Source organism: Pseudomonas sp. GD04019 (assembly GCF_029837695.1).
Lineage (GTDB): Bacteria > Pseudomonadota > Gammaproteobacteria > Pseudomonadales > Pseudomonadaceae > Aquipseudomonas.
Genome location: NZ_JAOEEA010000001.1, coordinates 243,224 through 260,679, shown reverse-complemented (window position 1 = coordinate 260,679; position 17,456 = coordinate 243,224). Strand labels below are relative to the sequence as shown.

General features: G+C 64.4%; 15 protein-coding genes and 1 riboswitch. Of the genes, 8 read left to right on the top strand and 7 right to left on the bottom strand.

Going from position 1 to position 17,456, the window contains the following annotated elements:
• Nucleotide 1 precedes the first annotated feature (1 nt).
• The 4 genes from kdsA (at nt 2) to ispD (ending at nt 3,354) form a co-directional block, all read left to right on the top strand.
• Nucleotides 2–847, top strand: coding sequence for a 3-deoxy-8-phosphooctulonate synthase (gene kdsA / locus N7607_RS01255; protein WP_279866733.1), 846 nt, complete (start codon nt 2–4; stop codon nt 845–847).
• A 42-nt stretch (nt 848–889) separates the two neighbouring features.
• Nucleotides 890–2,179: a phosphopyruvate hydratase gene (gene eno / locus N7607_RS01250; RefSeq protein WP_279866732.1), complete on the top strand. Its 1,290-nt coding sequence runs from the start codon at nt 890–892 to the stop codon at nt 2,177–2,179.
• A gap of 186 nt (nt 2,180–2,365) precedes the next feature.
• Nucleotides 2,366–2,647, top strand: coding sequence for a cell division protein FtsB (gene ftsB, locus N7607_RS01245; protein ID WP_137974343.1), 282 nt, complete (start codon nt 2,366–2,368; stop codon nt 2,645–2,647).
• Nucleotides 2,644–3,354 carry a 2-C-methyl-D-erythritol 4-phosphate cytidylyltransferase gene (gene ispD / locus N7607_RS01240; RefSeq protein ID WP_279866731.1) on the top strand — a complete coding sequence of 237 codons (711 nt, stop codon included), beginning with the start codon at nt 2,644–2,646 and terminating at the stop codon, nt 3,352–3,354. The genes ftsB and ispD overlap by 4 nt, the downstream gene beginning before the upstream one ends.
• Before the next feature lie 108 nt (nt 3,355–3,462).
• Here ispD and N7607_RS01235 read toward each other — a convergent pair whose 3' ends face one another.
• The gene (locus N7607_RS01235) at nt 3,463–5,601 is read right to left on the bottom strand and encodes a methyl-accepting chemotaxis protein (protein WP_279866730.1); all 2,139 of its coding nucleotides are present in this window, start codon (nt 5,599–5,601) and stop codon (nt 3,463–3,465) included.
• Between the two features lie 177 nt (nt 5,602–5,778).
• On the opposite strand from N7607_RS01235, the gene N7607_RS01230 reads away from it, so the two are divergent.
• Entirely contained in the window at nt 5,779–6,594 is an 816-nt protein-coding gene (locus N7607_RS01230; protein WP_279866729.1) for a M48 family metallopeptidase, read from the top strand.
• A 32-nt stretch (nt 6,595–6,626) separates the two neighbouring features.
• Here the strand turns inward: N7607_RS01230 and N7607_RS01225 are convergent, their stop codons facing one another.
• From N7607_RS01225 to N7607_RS01205, 5 genes are all read right to left on the bottom strand, one after another.
• Nucleotides 6,627–7,070 (bottom strand): ketosteroid isomerase-related protein, encoded by a 444-nt coding sequence (locus N7607_RS01225; protein WP_279866727.1) that lies wholly within the window; start codon nt 7,068–7,070, stop codon nt 6,627–6,629.
• A 104-nt stretch (nt 7,071–7,174) separates the two neighbouring features.
• Nucleotides 7,175–7,756 (bottom strand): TMEM165/GDT1 family protein, encoded by a 582-nt coding sequence (locus tag N7607_RS01220; RefSeq protein ID WP_279866784.1) that lies wholly within the window; start codon nt 7,754–7,756, stop codon nt 7,175–7,177.
• Nucleotides 7,757–7,848: 92 nt separating this feature from the next.
• A riboswitch (yybP-ykoY riboswitch) is annotated at nt 7,849–7,962 on the bottom strand.
• 32 nt (nt 7,963–7,994) lie between these two features.
• On the bottom strand, nt 7,995–9,455 hold the full coding sequence (locus N7607_RS01215) for an amino acid permease (RefSeq protein WP_279866726.1): 1,461 nt from the start codon (nt 9,453–9,455) through the stop codon (nt 7,995–7,997).
• Between the two features lie 61 nt (nt 9,456–9,516).
• Nucleotides 9,517–10,515 (bottom strand): class I SAM-dependent methyltransferase, encoded by a 999-nt coding sequence (locus N7607_RS01210; RefSeq protein WP_279866725.1) that lies wholly within the window; start codon nt 10,513–10,515, stop codon nt 9,517–9,519.
• 30 nt (nt 10,516–10,545) lie between these two features.
• The gene (locus tag N7607_RS01205) at nt 10,546–11,514 is read right to left on the bottom strand and encodes a 2-hydroxyacid dehydrogenase (RefSeq protein ID WP_279866724.1); all 969 of its coding nucleotides are present in this window, start codon (nt 11,512–11,514) and stop codon (nt 10,546–10,548) included.
• 79 nt (nt 11,515–11,593) lie between these two features.
• Between N7607_RS01205 and N7607_RS01200 the strand changes: the two genes are divergently transcribed.
• Nucleotides 11,594–12,223, top strand: coding sequence for a LysE family transporter (locus tag N7607_RS01200; RefSeq protein WP_279866723.1), 630 nt, complete (start codon nt 11,594–11,596; stop codon nt 12,221–12,223).
• Nucleotides 12,224–12,277: 54 nt separating this feature from the next.
• Here the strand turns inward: N7607_RS01200 and N7607_RS01195 are convergent, their stop codons facing one another.
• A complete protein-coding gene (locus N7607_RS01195; RefSeq protein WP_279866722.1) occupies nt 12,278–13,453 on the bottom strand; it encodes an acetyl-CoA C-acyltransferase in 1,176 nt (391 codons plus the stop codon).
• A gap of 172 nt (nt 13,454–13,625) precedes the next feature.
• Here N7607_RS01195 and N7607_RS01190 point away from each other — a divergent pair, with 172 nt between their 5' ends.
• A complete protein-coding gene (locus N7607_RS01190; protein WP_279866721.1) occupies nt 13,626–15,308 on the top strand; it encodes a fatty acid--CoA ligase in 1,683 nt (560 codons plus the stop codon).
• A gap of 220 nt (nt 15,309–15,528) precedes the next feature.
• The gene (locus N7607_RS01185; protein ID WP_279866720.1) at nt 15,529–17,433 is read left to right on the top strand and encodes a DUF1302 domain-containing protein; all 1,905 of its coding nucleotides are present in this window, start codon (nt 15,529–15,531) and stop codon (nt 17,431–17,433) included.
• Nucleotides 17,434–17,456: the final 23 nt, after the last annotated feature.

Here is a 17,456-nt window from a genome sequence, read left to right as displayed (position 1 = left end):
CATGACCCAGAAGATCATCAAGGTCGGCGATATCGAGATCGCCAACGACAAGCCGTTCGTGCTGTTCGGCGGCATCAACGTCCTCGAATCGCGCGACCTGGCCATGCAGGCCTGCGAAGAGTATGTGCGGGTGACCGAGAAACTCGGTATCCCCTACGTGTTCAAGGCCAGCTTCGACAAGGCCAACCGTTCCTCCGTCACCTCCTTCCGCGGCCCGGGCCTGGAAGAGGGCATGAAGATCTTCGAGGAAGTGAAGAAGACCTTCGGCGTGCCGGTGATCACCGACGTGCACGAGCCGCATCAGGCTGCTCCGGTGGCCGAGGTTTGCGACATCATCCAGCTGCCGGCCTTCCTCTCCCGGCAGACTGACTTGGTGGTGGCCATGGCCAAGACCAACGCCGTGATCAACATCAAGAAGGCCCAGTTCCTCGCGCCCCAGGAGATGAAGCACATCCTGGCCAAGTGCGAAGAGGCCGGTAACGATCGACTGATCCTCTGCGAGCGCGGTTCCTCCTTCGGTTACAACAACCTGGTGGTGGACATGCTCGGCTTCGGCATCATGAAGCAGTTCAACTACCCGGTGTTCTTCGACGTCACCCATGCCCTGCAGATGCCGGGCGGGCGTGCCGACTCCGCCGGCGGCCGCCGTGCCCAGGTCACCGACCTGGCCAAGGCCGGCATGAGCCAGGGCCTGGCCGGCCTGTTCCTCGAGGCCCATCCGGACCCGAACAACGCCAAGTGCGACGGTCCTTGCGCTCTGCGCCTGGACAAGCTGGAACCCTTCCTCACCCAGCTCAAGCAGCTGGATGATCTGGTCAAAAGTTTTGCCCCGATCGAGACGGCATAAGCCCCTCGTTCACGCACCTTTCAACTGTTGGAGCTAGCAAGAATGGCAAAGATCGTCGACATCAAGGGCCGTGAGGTTCTCGACTCCCGTGGCAACCCCACCGTAGAAGCCGATGTAATCCTCGAAGGCGGCATCATCGGCAGCGCCTGCGCGCCGTCCGGTGCCTCCACCGGTTCCCGTGAAGCGCTGGAACTGCGCGATGGCGACAAGAGCCGCTACCTGGGCAAGGGCGTGCTGAACGCCGTGGCCAACATCAACGGCCCGATCCGTGACCTGCTGCTGGGCAAAGACGCCCGCGAGCAGAAGGCCCTCGACCTGGCCATGATCGACCTCGACGGCACCGAGAACAAAGGCAAGCTGGGTGCCAACGCCATCCTCGCCGTGTCCCTGGCCGCCGCCAAAGCCGCCGCTCAGGCCAAGGGCGTCCCGCTGTACGCGCACATCGCCGACCTCAACGGCACCCCGGGCGTCTACTCCATGCCGGTACCGATGATGAACATCATCAACGGCGGCGAGCACGCCGATAACAACGTCGACATCCAGGAGTTCATGGTTCAGCCGGTCGGCGCCAAGAACTTCGCCGACGCCCTGCGCATGGGCGCCGAGATCTTCCACCACCTCAAAGCCGTGCTGAAGGCCCGTGGCCTGAACACCGCCGTGGGTGACGAGGGCGGCTTCGCGCCGAACCTGGCCTCCAACGAAGACGCCCTGGCCGCCATCGCCGAAGCAGTGGCCAACGCCGGCTACAAGCTGGGTGACGATATCACCCTGGCCCTGGACTGCGCCTCCTCGGAGTTCTTCAAGGGCGGCCAGTACGACCTGGAAGGCGAGGGCAAGGTATTCAGCGCCGAAGGCTTCGCCGACTACCTGGCCGGCCTGACCCAGCGCTACCCGATCATTTCCATCGAAGACGGCATGGACGAGTCCGACTGGGCTGGCTGGAAAGTCCTGACCGACAAGATCGGCGACAAGGTGCAGCTGGTCGGCGACGACCTGTTCGTCACCAACACCAAGATCCTCAAGCGCGGTATCGACGAGAAGATCGGCAACTCGATCCTGATCAAGTTCAACCAGATCGGCTCGCTGACCGAGACCCTGGAAGCCATCCAGATGGCCAAGGCCGCCGGCTTCACCGCCGTGATCTCGCACCGCTCCGGTGAGACCGAGGACAGCACCATCGCCGACCTGGCCGTAGGCACCGCCGCTGGTCAGATCAAGACTGGCTCCCTGTGCCGCTCCGACCGCGTCTCCAAGTACAACCAGCTGCTGCGTATCGAAGAGCAACTGGGCGGAAAGGCGCCGTATCGCGGCCGCGCCGAGTTCCGCGGCTGAAAACTGCTGCGCTCGGTCAGGCGTTGTTGAAATCGGGTTCGGCTTGCTCATTTACTGCATGTAAACTCCGCAGCCTCACCCAATTTCGCCTAGCCTGACCGTCGCTCGCGACGTTTTCAGTAGTTGGGCTAGAAATGGTAAAAGGGCAGCGCAAGCTGCCCTTTTCATATGGATATTTCTGTACCGATGTCGAAAGCTCCCTACTGGCTGTTCGTCGCCCTCGTGCTGGTGCTGGCCGGCCTGCAGTATCGCCTGTGGGTTGGTGAGGGCAGCCTGGCGCAAGTAACCGAGCTCAAGCGCCAGATCGCCGATCAGCAGGGCGAGAACGAGCGCCTGCTCGAGCGCAACCGCATCCTCGAGGCCGAGGTGCTGGAGCTGAAGAAAGGCACCGAGACCGTGGAAGAGCGCGCCCGCCACGAGCTGGGCATGGTCAAAGAGGGCGAGACCCTCTACCAACTGGCCGAATGAACCCGCACGAGCTTCCCGCCTTCTGGGTGGTGATCCCCGCCGCCGGTATCGGTTCGCGCATGCGCGCCGACCGCCCCAAGCAGTATCTGCAGTTGGCCGGGCGGACCATCCTCGAACACAGCCTCAACTGTTTCCTCGATCATCCGCGTCTCAAGGGCCTGGTGCTCAGCCTGGCAGCGGACGATCCTTTCTGGCCGACCCTGGCCTGTGCCAATGACCCGCGCATCTGCCGCGCCGCTGGTGGTATCGAGCGTGCCGACTCGGTATTGGCTGGTCTGCTGCAGCTGCTGGAGCTGGGCGCGCAACCGGACGACTGGGTGCTGGTGCACGATGCCGCGCGGCCCAATCTGGCGCGCAGCGACCTGGACCAACTGCTCGGTGAGCTGACAAACGATCCGGTCGGCGGCCTGCTCGCCGTGCCGGCCCGCGACACGCTCAAGCGCGCGGGTGCCGATGGTCGGGTGGCCGAGACGGTGGATCGCAGCCTGATCTGGCAGGCCTATACGCCGCAGATGTTCCGCTTTGCCGCCCTGCATCGGGCCCTGGCCGATGCGCTGGTGGCCGGTGTGGCCATCACCGACGAGGCCTCGGCCCTGGAGTGGGCCGGACAGGCGCCGAAGTTGGTGGAGGGACGGGCGGACAATCTGAAGATCACCCGCCCGGAAGACCTGGAGTGGCTGCGCCAGCGCTGGGCGCACAAGGCCTGACAGCGTTGTAGCCCGGACTTCAGTCCGGGCATGCAGCCAGCCCCGGACTGAAGTCCGGGCTACCGTCTGATGCAATGGTAGGCGGGTGATACCTCGCTATTTCCCGTCTTACACCCGGAACTGATTGATCAACCGCCGCTGCTGCTCGGCCAACTTGGTCAGCTCAGCGCTGGCGCCGCTGGCCTCGTCGGCGCCACCCGCCACCTCGGCGGCCACCTGGCCGATATTGGTGACGTTGCGATTGATATCCTCTGCCACCGCGCTCTGTTCCTCGGCGGCGCTGGCGATCTGGGTGTTCATGTCGTTGATCACCGATACCGCCTGGGTGATGTTCTCCAGCGCCGAGGCGGCGATCTGCGCCTGCTGCACGCTGTCGTCGGTGCGCGCCTGGCTCTGCTCCATCACGGTCACCACCTCGCGGGTGCCATGCTGCAGCTGCTGGATCATGCTCTGGATCTCTTCGGTGGCCTGCTGGGTCTTCTGCGCCAGGTTACGCACCTCGTCGGCCACCACGGCGAAGCCGCGGCCCTGCTCGCCAGCCCGCGCCGCCTCGATGGCGGCGTTGAGCGCCAGCAGGTTGGTCTGCTCGGCGATGCCGCGGATGGCCACCAGGATGGCGTTGATGTTCTCGCTGTCCTTGGCCAGGGTCTGCACCACGCCCACGGCGCGACCGATCTCGCCGGCCAGGGCGGAAATCGCCTTGGCCGTGCCCTCGACGATGCGTTTGCCATCGTTGGCCGAGCGGTCGGCGTGGCTGGCCGCTTCCGCCGCCTGGGTGGCGTTGCGCGCCACGTCCTGAGCGGTAGCGGTCATCTCGTGCACGGCGGTGGCGACCTGGTCGATCTCGGCCATCTGCCGCTGCACGCCCTGGTTGGTGCGGATGGCGATGTCGGCGGTGTGCTCAGAGGAGTCGCTGACCTTCTGCACCGAGGTGACCACGTCGCGGATCATGTTCTGCAGCTTGTTGAGGAAGGTGTTGAAGCCGCTGGCGATCTGGCCCAGCTCGTCGGCACGGTCCACCTGCAGGCGCACGGTGAGGTCGCCGTCGCCCTTGGCGATGTCGTCGAGCATGGCCGCCATGTCCTTCAGGGGGCGGGCGATGCCGTAGCCGACGAACCAGATCACCAGCAGGCCGAGCGCGGCGATCAGCAGGCCGACCAGGGCCATGCCGAAGGTGTCTTCGTTGGCCTGTTCGGCCAGGCCGGCCTGCAGCTGCTGCAGGTCGGTGAACACCGCCGAGGTCGGCAGGGTGATGGCCAGGGTCCAGCGGGTGGACGTGCCGGCCACCTGGAATGGCAGCAGCAGCTCGAACAGTTGCTGCTCATCATCCTGCTTGAGGATCGGTTCGCTGCCGCTGCTCTGCTTGAGACGCTCCAGCAGCTCCGCGTCCAGGACCTCGGTGGCGGGCTGGCCGACCAGCGTGGCGTCCTTGGTGGCGGCAATCAGGGTGCCATTGGCGGCGATCAGTGCCAGTTCGCCGGCCCCCTCGTAGAGTTCTCCGTTGGCGCTGGTCAGCAGGCCCTGGATGAAGTCCAGGGCCATGTCGTTGCCGACCACGCCCTTGAACTGGCCATCGACCAGGATCGGTGCGTTGAACGAGGAGACCAGTACCTGTTTGCCGCCGAAGTCGTAGGAGGCCGGGTCGACCACACAGGGCTGCTTGCTGGCCTTGGGGCACAGGTAGTACTCGCCCTCGCGTACGCCGGTGGGCAGCAGCTTCTCGCTCTCCATCTGCACGGCGGTCAGCGGGGCGACCTTGAGTTGCCCGCCGTCGCGGTACCACCAGGGCATGAAGCGTCCGGTGGCGTCGTAACCGCTGGCTTCCTGACCGGCGTAGAGGTCGTCGTCCTGGTCGAAGGCGTTGGGTTCCCAGCCGATGTACAGGTCGATCAGCTCGGGATTCTTTTCCAGGTAGACACCCACCAGCGTCGACAGCTCGTCGCGGCTCAGGCTGACCTTGGCTACACCATCCGCACCCGGCGCCATCTGGCTGTTCAGCGTGGCCAGCGACTTGGACAGGGTCATGGGCGCCTCGAACTGGCGCTGCAGTTTGCCGACCTGGGCTTCGGCCAGGGCGACCAGGCGCTGGTCGATGACCTGCTCGAGCAGGCCCTGGGTGCGTTCATGTACCAGGGCCTGGGTGCGTGAGCCGGCGAACAGGGCGTAGAGCACCAGTGCCACGACAACGGCCAGTACGCTGGCGCCCGCCAGGACGACCACGGAAAACTGGATGGACTTGAAGCGCATAGGGACTCCACATCGTCGGGGTTGTGCCTGTCCCTGGCTTATCGGCTGTCCAACGCTAAAGCATTAACCGCCTCTGCAACTAGCAAAGATGGCCGATGGTCAGAGTGCAAGCGGGAGCATTGTCCTGCTGCGTCTGGCGACCTAGCATACGGCGCCTGTATTACCCGGAGACTCGATATGCACAGCCTGTTTCGCCTGACTGCCCTGGCCAGCCTTTCCCTGCTGGCATCCTGCCAGGCCGTGAATACCACCAGCGGCGGCGCGGTGGGCGTGGAGCGCAAGCAGTACATGTTCAGCATGCTCTCGGCCCAGGAAGTCGACAGCATGTATTCCCAGGCCTACCAGCAGACCCTCAGCGAGGCCTCCAGCAAGGGCGTGCTGGACAAGAGCAGCCGAAATGCACAACGGGTCCAGACCGTCGCCCGTCGCCTGATCGCCCAGGCCCCGGTGTTCCGCGCCGACGCGGCGCAGTGGGACTGGCAGGTCAACCTGATCGACAGCAAGGAGCTCAATGCCAACTGCGGCCCGGGCGGCAAGATCATCGTCTACAGCGGCCTGATCGAGCAGCTGCAGTTGACCGATGCCGAGCTGGCGGCAGTGATGGGCCACGAGATCGCCCACGCCCTGCGCGAGCACAGCCGCGAGGCCATGTCCAAGGCCTATGGCACGCAGCTGGCGACCCAGGTGGGTTCGGCCCTGCTCGGGCTGGGTGAGGCCGGCAAGCAGATGGCCGATACCGGGGTGGAGTATCTGATGACCCTGCCCAACAGCCGCTCCAACGAGAACGAGGCGGACATCATCGGCCTGGAGCTGTCGGCACGCGCCGGCTACGACCCGAACGCGGCGATCAGCCTGTGGCAGAAGATGAGCAAGGCCGGTGGCGGGGCGCCGCCCGAGTTCATGAGCACCCACCCGTCGTCGAGCAGCCGCATCGCGGCGCTGCAGGCGGCCATCCCTAAGGTGATGCCGCTCTACCAGCAGGCCAGGCAGTAACGAAAACGGCGCCCCAGGGCGCCGTTGTCATATCAGGGCAGGGCCTTCTCGGCGAAGGGCCGGGTCTCCAGGCCGAGCTGGGCGCGGAAGCTCTCCATGTCGAACATGGTGCAGATCTCGCGGATATCGCCGTTCGGCGCCAGGGTCCAGAAGGCCATGGCCGAGATGCTCAGCACCTTGTCGCTGGGCGGATAGCCCAGGGCCGGCTTCTCGATGGTGCCGATCAGGGTGCTCCAGGTCACCACCTTGTTGCCTTCGGCGATGCAGTCCTCGATCACCACTTCCATGTCCGGCATGGCGTTGCGGATGTCCTGCACCATCTGGGCGAAGGCGGCGCTGCTCAGCGGGCGGCCGATGAACGAACTCTTGTAGAGGAAGTCCGGGCTGTGCATCTGCTCGGCAAGTGCCAGGCGCCCGCGGTTCCAGGTCAGATCGATGTGCTGGCGCACGCGTTTCTTCATTTCATCCAGGGACATGTACTGCTCCTTCAGCACTGGCGCTGCGCAACTCGTTGCACAGATTACTCAGTACTGCGACGCGATACACGCCCCGTTTGTGTGCCAGTTCTCGTGGCCCGTGATCACAGGCCGCCGACGAACCCTAGTGCCTGACAGGCTACATAGATGGCCAGGGCGGCGAAGGCGAGGGCGGCCAGGCGACGAATGAGCGCCAGCGGCAGACGATCGGCGGCGAAGTTGCCCATCAGTACCACCGGCACGTTGGCGATCAGCATGCCCAGGGTGGTGCCGATCACCACCATGAGGAAGTCCGGATATTGTGCCGCCAGCATCACGGTGGCGATCTGGGTCTTGTCGCCCATCTCGGCGAGGAAGAAGGCGATCAGCGTGGTGAGGAAAGGGCCGAAGCGCTTGAGATGGGATTCCTCGTCATCGTCCAGCTTGTCCGGGATCAGCGTCCATAGGGCCACGGCAGCGAAGCAGGCGGCGAGTACCCAGCTCAGGGTGGTCGGCGAGAAGAAGCCGGCGATCCAGTTACCCACGGCGCCCGCGGCGAAATGGTTGGCCAGGGTGGCCAGGACGATGCCCCAGATGATCGGCCAGGGACGGCGGAAGCGTGCGGCGAGGAGCAGGGCGAGCAGCTGCGTCTTATCACCGATTTCGGCGAGGGCGACGATTCCGGTGGGGACGAACAGGGATTCCAACATCAAGCATTCCTAAGGGGCGGGTTCGACTGTTCTATGACACGTACTACCTCCCCGCCCCGGGTGAGGTGTGCGTGTCATAGGTCTTGTCAAACCCCAGCCCTGTCAGGCCGCGGGTCGCATGCGCCATGCTCTGCGGAGCAAGTGTGTTGACGCACGCCGGGTGAGCTGACGCTCACGGGAGACTACTCCCCTAGGACGGCGCGCATTGTGCCCAAGCCGCCCGCGCGGGGCAAGTTCAGTCGTCGCCGCCGCGCACATCCATCTCGCTGTAGCGCACCAGGCGGCTGCCGTGCTTCAGGCGGTAGCCGAACCAGATGGCGAGGAACAGCGGCAGGCTGATGTAGGTCGCGACCAGGCCGGCCCAGTCGATGTGCTCGCCGACGAAGGCCTGGTAGTTCTGCCCCAGAGTGATGGCCAGGCACAGGGCGAAGGCGAACAGTGGGCCGAAGGGGAACAGCTTGGCCCGGTAGGGCAGGTCTTCCAGGCGTCCACCCTGGGCCAGGTAGCCCTTGCGGAAGCGGTAGTGCGACACGGCGATGCCCAGCCAGGCGATGAAGCCGCACATGCCCGAGGTATTGAGCAGCCAGGTGTACAGGGTGCTGTCGCCGACGATGGAGGTGAAGAAGCACAGCGCGCCGACCAGCGTGGTGGCGTACAGCGCGTTGCGCGGCACGCCGCTGGCGGACAGGCGGGCGAACAGCCGCGGCGCCTTACCCTGCTTGGCCAGGTTGTAGAGCATGCGGGTCGAGGCATACATGCCGGAGTTGCCGGCCGAGAGGATGGCGGTGAGGATCACCGCGTTCATCACGCTGGCCGCGGCGGCGAAGCCGGCGCGTTCGAACAGCAGGGTGAAGGGCGACACGCTGATGTCGCTGGCATCGTTCTGCAGCAGGCTGGGGTCGGTGTAGGGGATCAGCATGCCGATCACGAAGATCGCCAGGATGTAGAACATCAGGATGCGCCAGAACACCTGGCGGATGGCGATGGGGATGTTCTTGCGCGGGTTCTCCGACTCGCCAGCGGCGATGCCGATTAGCTCGGTGCCCTGGAACGAGAAGCCGGCAATCATCGCCACCCCGACCATGGCCTGCAGGCCACCCACGAAGGGGGCGTCGCCGGCGGTGAAGTTGCTGAAGCCGGGCGACTCCATGCCGCCCATGATGCCAAGGATAGTGGCCAGGCCGATGCCGATGAACACCACCACGGCCAGCACCTTGATCAGGGCGAACCAGAACTCGCTCTCGCCGAAGCCCTTCACCGAGACGAAGTTGAGCAGGAACATCAGGCCGAGGAACAGACCACTCCAGTAGAGGCCCGGTACCTCCGGCAGCCAGAAGCTCATGATCAGCTGCGCCGCCACCAGCTCGGCGGCGATGGTCACCGCCCAGTTGTACCAGTAGTTCCAGCCCTGGGCGAAGCCGAAGCCCTCGTCGACGAAACGGCTGCCATAGGTGCTGAACGAGCCGGATACCGGCATGTGCGCGGCCATTTCGCCGAGGCTGGTCATCAGGAAGTACACCATCACCCCGATCAGCGCATAGGCCAGCAGGGCGCCGCCCGGACCGGCGCTGGCCACCGTGGCACCGGAGGCGACGAACAGGCCGGTGCCGATCGAGCCGCCGATGGCGATCATGTTCAGGTGGCGCGGTTTGAGGGCGCGATGCAGATGCGGTTGCTGGGTACTGCTGTCGGTCACGAAAAATGGCTCCGGAGCGTCGACCCGGGGGCGGACGCTCGAATGGGGTCTTGGAGAGGGTTCAGCCGCGGCGGGCGCTGTAGATGCGGAAGCCGTCGCCTTCGCTCAGGGTCTTGCAGGGCCCCAGGTGCTGTTCGATCAGCGGCGGGTATTTGAGGAAACTGTTGGCCACCAGGCGCAGCTCGCCACCCTTGTCCAGGTGCCGGGCTGCCTGGCGCAGCAGATGCTCGCTGGCCTGGTAGTCGGTATGTACGCCGGTGTGGAACGGCGGGTTGCTGACGATGGCGGCCAGGCCTTGCGGCGCGGCATCGATGCCGTCGCCGGCGATCACCTCGGCCTCCAGGCCGTTGGCCGCCAGGGTCAGGCGGCTGCTCTCGATGGCGAAGGCGTCGACATCGAGCAGCGTCAGCTGGCTCTGCGGATAGCGGCGCTTGAGGGTGGCGCCGAGCACGCCGGCGCCGCAGCCGAAGTCGAGCAGGCGGCCCTGCGGCAGACCCTCCAGCTGTTCCAGCAGCAGTGCGCTGCCACGGTCCAGACGGCCGTGGCTGAACACGCCGGGCAGGCTGATGACTTGCAGCGGGCCGTCGCTCAGGGGCAATTCGAAGCGCTGGGCCAGGGCATGCAGATCGGGTGCGGCCGGCGCGTTGTCCACCGTGACCTGCCACAGCTGGCAGTGGCGGGCGCTGTCCAGCTTGCGCGGCTTGCCGTAGACGGCCAGTTGCTTGGCGGCACGCTCGATGCCGCCGCGCTTCTCACCGACCAGGTACAGCTCGTGGCCGGCCAGGCGCGCAGCCAGGGCCTGCAGCAGATAATCGGTGAGTTCACGGGACTTGGGCAGGAACAGTACCGCGCCAGCGAAGGAGCGCTCGGGCACGCCGGTGCCAAAATGGCTGCGCCCGGCGAAGCGTGCGCCCAGGGTGTTCTGCTCGCCGGCATGCCAGCTCCAGCCATGAGCGCGCGGCAGCTGGCCGAGCAGGTCGTCCGCCGGCAGGCCGGCCAGCAGCAGATCGCCTTGGAACAGCTCCGCCTGGCGCAACAGCACCTCGCTTCGTGGGTCCATGGCGATCTCCGGGTGAAAAAGGCGCGTAGTTTACCCGCTGACCACACGGATGGGGGCGCCGGCGAAGAAGGCGCGGACGTTCTCCGACAGTTGGCCGACGATGCGCTGGCGGGCCTCGCGGCTGCCCCAGGCATTGTGCGGGGTAATGATCAGGCGCGGGATGTCCGGCGCCAGCAGCGGATTGCCGTTACGCGGCGGCTCCTCGCTGAGCACGTCGAAGGCTGCACCGCCCAGGTGGCCGGCGCGCAGGGTGTCGGCCAGCGCCTGTTCGTCGACCAGTCCACCGCGGGCGGTATTGAGCAGCAGCGCCTGGGGTTTCATCAGCGCCAGCTCGGCGGCGCCGATCAGGTGGCGGGTCTGCTCGGTCAGCGGGCAATGCAGGCTGAGAGCGTCGACCTGCGGTAGCAGCTCGGCCAGCGGCAGGCGATCGGTGCGGGGCGGGCGGCCGGGCAGGGCGCCATACAGCACGCGCATGCCCAGTGCCTCGGCCAGGCGGGCAAAGGCGCCGCCCAGCTCGCCATGGCCGAGGATGCCGAGGGTCTTGCCCTGCAGTTCGATGATCGGGAAATCCAGCAGGCAGAACTGGCTGGAGCGTTGCCAGGCACCGTCGCGTACCGCCGCTTGATAGTTGGGCAGGCGGGTGGCGAGGTTGAGCAGCAGCATCAGTGTGTGCTGGGCCACCGAGGCGGTGCCATAGCCCTGGCAGTTGGCGACGGTGATACCGCGCTCGCGGGCGGCGGCCAGGTCAATGTTGTTGGTGCCGGTGGCGGCGACCAGGATCAGTTTCAGTTCGGGGCAGGCGGCCAGTGTGGCGACATCCAGGCGCACCTTGTTGCTGATCGCTACCTGGGCGCCCTGCAGGCGTTCGGCGGCCTGTTCGCTGGTGGAGGCGTCGTGCAGGACCAGCTCACCGAATGCCTGGCGCAGCGGCGTCAGGTCGAGGTCGCCGAGATCGAGGGAGGCGTGGTCGAGAAAGACCGCGCGGGCGCTATTGCTCATCAGCTGTACCTGTCTGGATGCGTTGCAGTGGCGTAAGGTTGCCAGCCTCTGTTACCGATTCCCACCCTCCGGAGGTCGCATGTACTGGGCGGAATTTCTCACCGTGGCGCTGATCCATCTGCTGGCCGTGGCCAGCCCGGGGCCGGACTTCGCCGTCGTGGTGCGCGAGAGCGTGGCCCACGGCCGCCGCGCCGGCACCTGGACGGCACTGGGCGTGGGCACCGGCATTTTCGTGCATGTGGCCTACTCGCTGCTGGGCATCGGCCTGATCGTGTCGCAGTCCATCGTGTTGTTCAACGCGCTGAAATGGCTGGCCGCGGCCTACCTGTTCTATATCGGTATCAAGGCGCTGCGTGCCAAGCCGGCGGCGCCGGGCAGCCTGGAAGTAGCCGGCGACGGCGTCGAGCGTTCGCCGCGTGCGGCTTTCGTGACGGGCTTCGTGACCAATGGCCTGAACCCCAAGGCCACGCTGTTCTTCCTCTCGCTGTTCACCGTGGTGATCAACCCGCACACGCCACTGGCGGTGCAGGCCGGCTACGGCGTGTACCTGGCGTTCGCCACGGCGATCTGGTTCTGTCCGGTGGCGTTGCTGTTCAGTCAGCGCCGGGTGCGCGCCGGCTTCGCGCGTATGGGCCATTGGTTCGATCGCCTGATGGGCGCGGTGCTGGTGGGGCTGGGGATCAAGCTGGCCTTTACCGAGCTGCGCTGAGCAGTCGCCCATAAAAAAGCCCCGCCTAGGCGGGGCTTTTCATTGGCGCGTGACTTACAGCAGCTCGATGGCCACGGCGGTGGCTTCGCCGCCGCCGATGCACAGCGAGGCCACGCCGCGCTTGCCGCCCTTGTTGCGCAGGGCGTTGATCAGGGTGACGATCAGGCGCGAGCCGGTGGAACCGACCGGGTGGCCCTGGGCGCAGGCGCCGCCGTAGACGTTCACCTTGGCATGGTCCAGGCCGTGCTCGCGCATGGCCAGCATGGTGACCATGGCGAAGGCTTCGTTGATCTCGTACAGATCGACGTCTTCCTTGCTCCAGCCGGTCTTCTTGAACAGGTTGCTCATGGCGCCGATCGGCGCGATGGTGAACTCGCTCGGGTCCTGGCTCTGGGTGGCGTGGGCAACGATCCTGGCCAGCGGCTTGAGGCCGCGCTTGGTTGCTTCGTCAGCGGTCATCAGCACCAGGGCGCTGGCGCCGTCGGAGATCGAGCTGGCGTTGGCGGCGGTGATAGTGCCTTCCTTCTTGAACGCCGGCTTGAGGCCGGGGATCTTGTCCAGGTTGGCGGTCAGCGGCTGCTCGTCGTCCTTCACCACCACTTCGCCCTTGCGGCTAGTGACGGTGACCGGAACGATCTCGCTGGCCAGCTCGCCGCTCTGGATGGCGGCCTGGGCGCGTTTCAGCGACTCGATGGCGTAGGCGTCCATCTCCTCGCGGGTGATGCCGTACTTGTCGGCGGTCTCCTGGGCGAAGGAGCCCATCAGGCGGCCGGTGCGGGCGTCTTCCAGACCGTCGAAGAACATGTGGTCCTTGATTTCGCCATGGCCCATGCGCAGGCCGCTGCGGGCCTTCTCGATGATGTACGGCGCGTTGGACATGCTTTCCATACCGCCGGCGACCATCACCTGGTTGCTGCCGGCCTTGAGAGCGTCGAAGGCCTGCATCACGGCCTTCATGCCGGAGCCGCACAGCTTGTTGATGGTGGTGCAGCCGGTGGCGGACGGCAGGCCGGCGTTCAGCGAGGCCTGGCGGGCCGGGCCCTGCTTGAGGCCGGCGGGCAGCACGCAGCCCATGATCACTTCCTGGACATCGGTGGGGTGGATACCGGCACGGGCCACGGCCTCGCGGATGGCGGCGGCCCCCAGATCCACGGCGGGGATGCTGGACAGGCTGCCCTGGAAACCACCCATGGGGGTGCGGGCGCCGCTGACGATGACGATATCGGACATCGGTATTACCTCTGGAGAGTGAAGCCGGGACGGCAGGTATGAGTCGATTCTACTGCGTGACCCAAGATGGCCAAAGAGTCATTGGGAAAATCATTCTTTGGGTGGATTAAGCCGGCGGCAGAGCGGTTTTAGATTGTCGACCAACAAAAACGCAGAACAACAGGTTACCGCCATGCTGCAGACCCGTGTCATCCCGCCGACAGAAAACGCCAACCAGGCTCCGCTGCTGATCAAGCGCCTGCTGCTCTCCGGCAGCCGCTACGAGAAGACCCGCGAGATCGTCTACCGCGACCAGCTGCGCTACAGCTACGCCACCTTCAACGAGCGGGTGGCACGCCTGGCCAATGTGTTGAGCGATGCCGGAGTGAAGGCCGGTGACACCGTGGCGGTGATGGACTGGGATAGCCACCGTTACCTGGAATGCATGTTCGCCATCCCGATGATCGGGGCGGTGCTGCACACCATCAATATTCGCCTGTCGGCCGACCAGATCCTCTACACCATGAACCATGCCGAGGATAAGTTCGTGCTGGTCAACAGCGAGTTCGTGCCGCTGTACAAGGGCATCGAGAGCCAGCTGGCGACGGTGGAGAAGACCCTTCTTCTCACCGATGGCGCCGAGAAGACCGCCGAGCTGCCCAATCTGGTCGGCGAGTACGAGACCCTGCTGGCGGCCGCTAGCCCGAAGTACGACTTCCAGGATTTCGACGAGAACTCCGTGGCTACCACCTTCTACACCACCGGTACCACCGGTAACCCCAAGGGCGTGTACTTCACCCATCGCCAGCTGGTGCTGCACACCCTGGCCGAGGCCAGTGTGCTGGGCAGCGTGGACAGCGTGCGTCTGCTCGGTACCAATGACGTGTACATGCCGATCACGCCGATGTTCCATGTGCACGCCTGGGGCATTCCCTACGCGGCCACCATGCTCGGCATCAAGCAGGTCTACCCGGGGCGCTACGATCCCGAGCTGCTGGTACAACTGTGGCAGAAGGAAAAGGTCACCTTCTCCCACTGCGTACCAACCATCCTGCAGATGGTGCTCAACGCCAAGGCGGGGCAGGGCCAGGACTTCGGTGGCTGGAAGATCATCATCGGCGGCAGCGCACTCAATCGCGCCCTGTACGAGGCAGCCAAGGCGCGTGGCATCCAGCTCACCGCAGCCTATGGCATGTCCGAGACTTGCCCGCTGATCTCTTGCGCCCACATCAACGAAGAACTCAAGGCCGGCAGCGAGAGCGAACAGATCACCTACCGCATCAAGGCCGGAGTGCCGGTGCCGCTGGTGGAGGCCGCGCTGATGGGGCCGGACGGCCAGCTGTTACCGGCGGACGGCGAGACCCAGGGCGAGCTGGTGCTGCGCGCGCCCTGGCTGACCATGGGTTATTTCAACGAGCCGCAAAAGAGCGCGGAGCTGTGGGAGCACGGCTGGCTGCATACCGGTGACGTCGCCACCTTGGATGATCTCGGTTACATCGATATCCGCGATCGCATCAAGGACGTGATCAAGACCGGCGGCGAGTGGCTGTCATCCCTGGAGCTGGAGGACCTGATCAGCCGTCATCCGGCTGTGCGCGAAGTGGCGGTGGTCGGCATGCCGGATCCGCAGTGGGGCGAGCGTCCCTTCGCCCTGCTGGTGCTGCGCGATGGCCAGAGCCTGGATGCCAAGGGCCTCAAGGAGCACCTCAAGCCTTTCGTGGAGCAGGGCTGCATCAACAAGTGGGCGATACCCAGTCAGATCGCACTTGTTACCGATATTCCCAAAACCAGTGTGGGGAAGTTGGATAAGAAGCGAATTCGTCTTGATATCGCGCAGTGGCAGGCGGCGGGGAGTGCATTCCTGTCTACGCTGTGAGCCCTGAGGGCGGGGGCGCATAGCCTTTTTGCGTCCGATCAGAGCAAACGCTTGGCTTGTTAATTGCTGTCGCGTGATGAATCTGGCCGGCTCGCTACTGCGTGACCGGCCGGTCTAGAGAGGCTGGGGACTGGAAATCACACTTTAGGGGGATCAAGCCTAGGGGGGTGGTAGCTATAGTCCGCGGCATCCATAACAAAAAACACATGGAGTAGCGTCGATGACAACCACTAAACCGTTCTGGCGTATGGCCAAGCTGCCTCTGGCAGTCAGCCTTGCCTCAACCCTCGCTGCCCCGGCTTTCGGTGTCACCTTCAATATCGGTGAGATTGAAGGTCAGCTCGATTCCTCGCTGTCCGTGGGGGCCAGCTGGTCGGTTCGCAGTGCCGATCCCGATCTGATCGGTGTCAACAACGGCGGCCAGGGCCTGTCGCAGACCACCGACGACGGTCGTCTGAATTTCAAGAAGGGTGAGACCTTCTCGAAGATCTTCAAGGGTATCCACGACCTCGAACTGAAGTACGGCGACACCGGCGTATTTGTCCGTGGCAAGTACTGGTACGACTTCGAGCTGAAGGATGAGAACCGTCTGTTCAAGGACATTGACGACTCCAACCGCAAGGAAGGCGCTCAGGCTTCCGGTGCCGAAATCCTCGACGCCTTCGTTTATCACAACTACGCCATCGCCGATCAGCCAGGCTCCGTGCGTTTTGGTAAGCAGGTTGTGAGCTGGGGTGAGAGTACCTTCATTCAGAACGGCATAAACGCCGTGAACCCGGTGGACGTGGCCGCGTTCCGTCGTCCGGGTGCCGAGATCAAGGAAGGTCTGATTCCGGTCAACATGTTCTACGTTTCTCAGAGCCTGACCGACAACCTGTCCATGGAAGCCTTCTACCAACTGGAGTGGGAGCAGACCGTAGTCGACAACTGCGGCACCTTCTTCTCTCAGGTTGACGTTGCGGCGGATGGCTGCGATGACAATCTGCGTCTGCTGACCAATAACACTGCTTTGGTTAATGGCGTACTGAACCCGCTTCTGACTTCTCGCGGTCTGACTGCTCTGGACATCGACTCGGAAGGAAATCTGGTCGCTCGATCTGGCGATCACGATGCGCGTGATAGCGGGCAGTGGGGCTTGGCGTTCCGCTATTTCTTCGAGCCACTGGATACTGAGTTCGGCGCCTATGCCATGAACTATCACAGCCGTGCGCCGATCCTTAGCGCGCAAGCTCCGGATCAAGCGGTATATAACGTAGCCAACTCCATTCTTGGTGTTAGTGGTGGTTCCGCTTCCGCGTTGGCTGTTGCCGGTAACTCGAGCTACTTCATGGAGTATCCGGAGGATATTCGTCTGTACGGTTTGAGTTTCTCCACCACTCTGCCTACAGGTACAGCGTGGAGCGGTGAGGTCAGTTATCGTCCGAACGCCCCGGTTGCGCTGAATACCACTGACGTTCTGTATTCGGCTGTACGTCCACTGAATAACCCTTCAGTAGCTAACCCTTACGCTGATGCTTCTGTGCTAAGCGCTGCTCCGGGGGCAACTCGCCATGGCTACAACCGTAAGGAAGTTACCCAGATTCAGACCACCTTCACACACTTCTTCGATCAGGTGATGGGTGCCAGCCGTTTGACCTTGGTGGGTGAGGTCGGTATGACCTTCGTTGGCGGCTTGGAGCACACCAGCGACGCTCGTTACGGTCGTGATCCAGTCTTCGGCCCGGGCGAGCTACCGAATGGGACCTGTGAGCGTCTGAACAATGTCACCGTCGCCGGTGCCGTAGGTAATCCCGATTACAGCAACGCTACCAAGGACTGCAACGACGACGGCTTCACCACCCACAGCTCCTGGGGCTATCGTACCCGTGCCATCTGGGATTACCCGGACGTGTTCGCCGGTATCAACCTGCGTCCGAGCGTGGCCTGGTCGCATGACGTGGATGGCTACTCCCCAGGTCCGGGTGCCAACTTCGAAGAAGGTCGTAAGGCTGTCAGTCTTGGTCTCGAAGCCGAGTACCAGAACACCTACACGGCCAACCTGTCCTACACCGACTTCTTCGGTGGCGACTACAACACCTCGATTGACCGTGACTTCGTAGCCTTTAGCGTCGGCGCCAGCTTCTAAGCGACCAGGATCCTCTGAGGAAA

Coding starts and splice junctions, on each gene's coding strand:
- kdsA (WP_279866733.1), top strand. CDS start 2: ATGACCCAGAAGATCATCAAGGTCGGCGATATCGAGATCGCCAACGAC.
- eno (WP_279866732.1), top strand. CDS start 890: ATGGCAAAGATCGTCGACATCAAGGGCCGTGAGGTTCTCGACTCCCGT.
- ftsB (WP_137974343.1), top strand. CDS start 2,366: ATGTCGAAAGCTCCCTACTGGCTGTTCGTCGCCCTCGTGCTGGTGCTG.
- ispD (WP_279866731.1), top strand. CDS start 2,644: ATGAACCCGCACGAGCTTCCCGCCTTCTGGGTGGTGATCCCCGCCGCC.
- N7607_RS01235 (WP_279866730.1), bottom strand. CDS start 5,601: ATGCGCTTCAAGTCCATCCAGTTTTCCGTGGTCGTCCTGGCGGGCGCC.
- N7607_RS01230 (WP_279866729.1), top strand. CDS start 5,779: ATGCACAGCCTGTTTCGCCTGACTGCCCTGGCCAGCCTTTCCCTGCTG.
- N7607_RS01225 (WP_279866727.1), bottom strand. CDS start 7,070: ATGTCCCTGGATGAAATGAAGAAACGCGTGCGCCAGCACATCGATCTG.
- N7607_RS01210 (WP_279866725.1), bottom strand. CDS start 10,515: ATGGACCCACGAAGCGAGGTGCTGTTGCGCCAGGCGGAGCTGTTCCAA.
- N7607_RS01205 (WP_279866724.1), bottom strand. CDS start 11,514: ATGAGCAATAGCGCCCGCGCGGTCTTTCTCGACCACGCCTCCCTCGAT.
- N7607_RS01200 (WP_279866723.1), top strand. CDS start 11,594: ATGTACTGGGCGGAATTTCTCACCGTGGCGCTGATCCATCTGCTGGCC.
- N7607_RS01195 (WP_279866722.1), bottom strand. CDS start 13,453: ATGTCCGATATCGTCATCGTCAGCGGCGCCCGCACCCCCATGGGTGGT.
- N7607_RS01190 (WP_279866721.1), top strand. CDS start 13,626: ATGCTGCAGACCCGTGTCATCCCGCCGACAGAAAACGCCAACCAGGCT.
- N7607_RS01185 (WP_279866720.1), top strand. CDS start 15,529: ATGACAACCACTAAACCGTTCTGGCGTATGGCCAAGCTGCCTCTGGCA.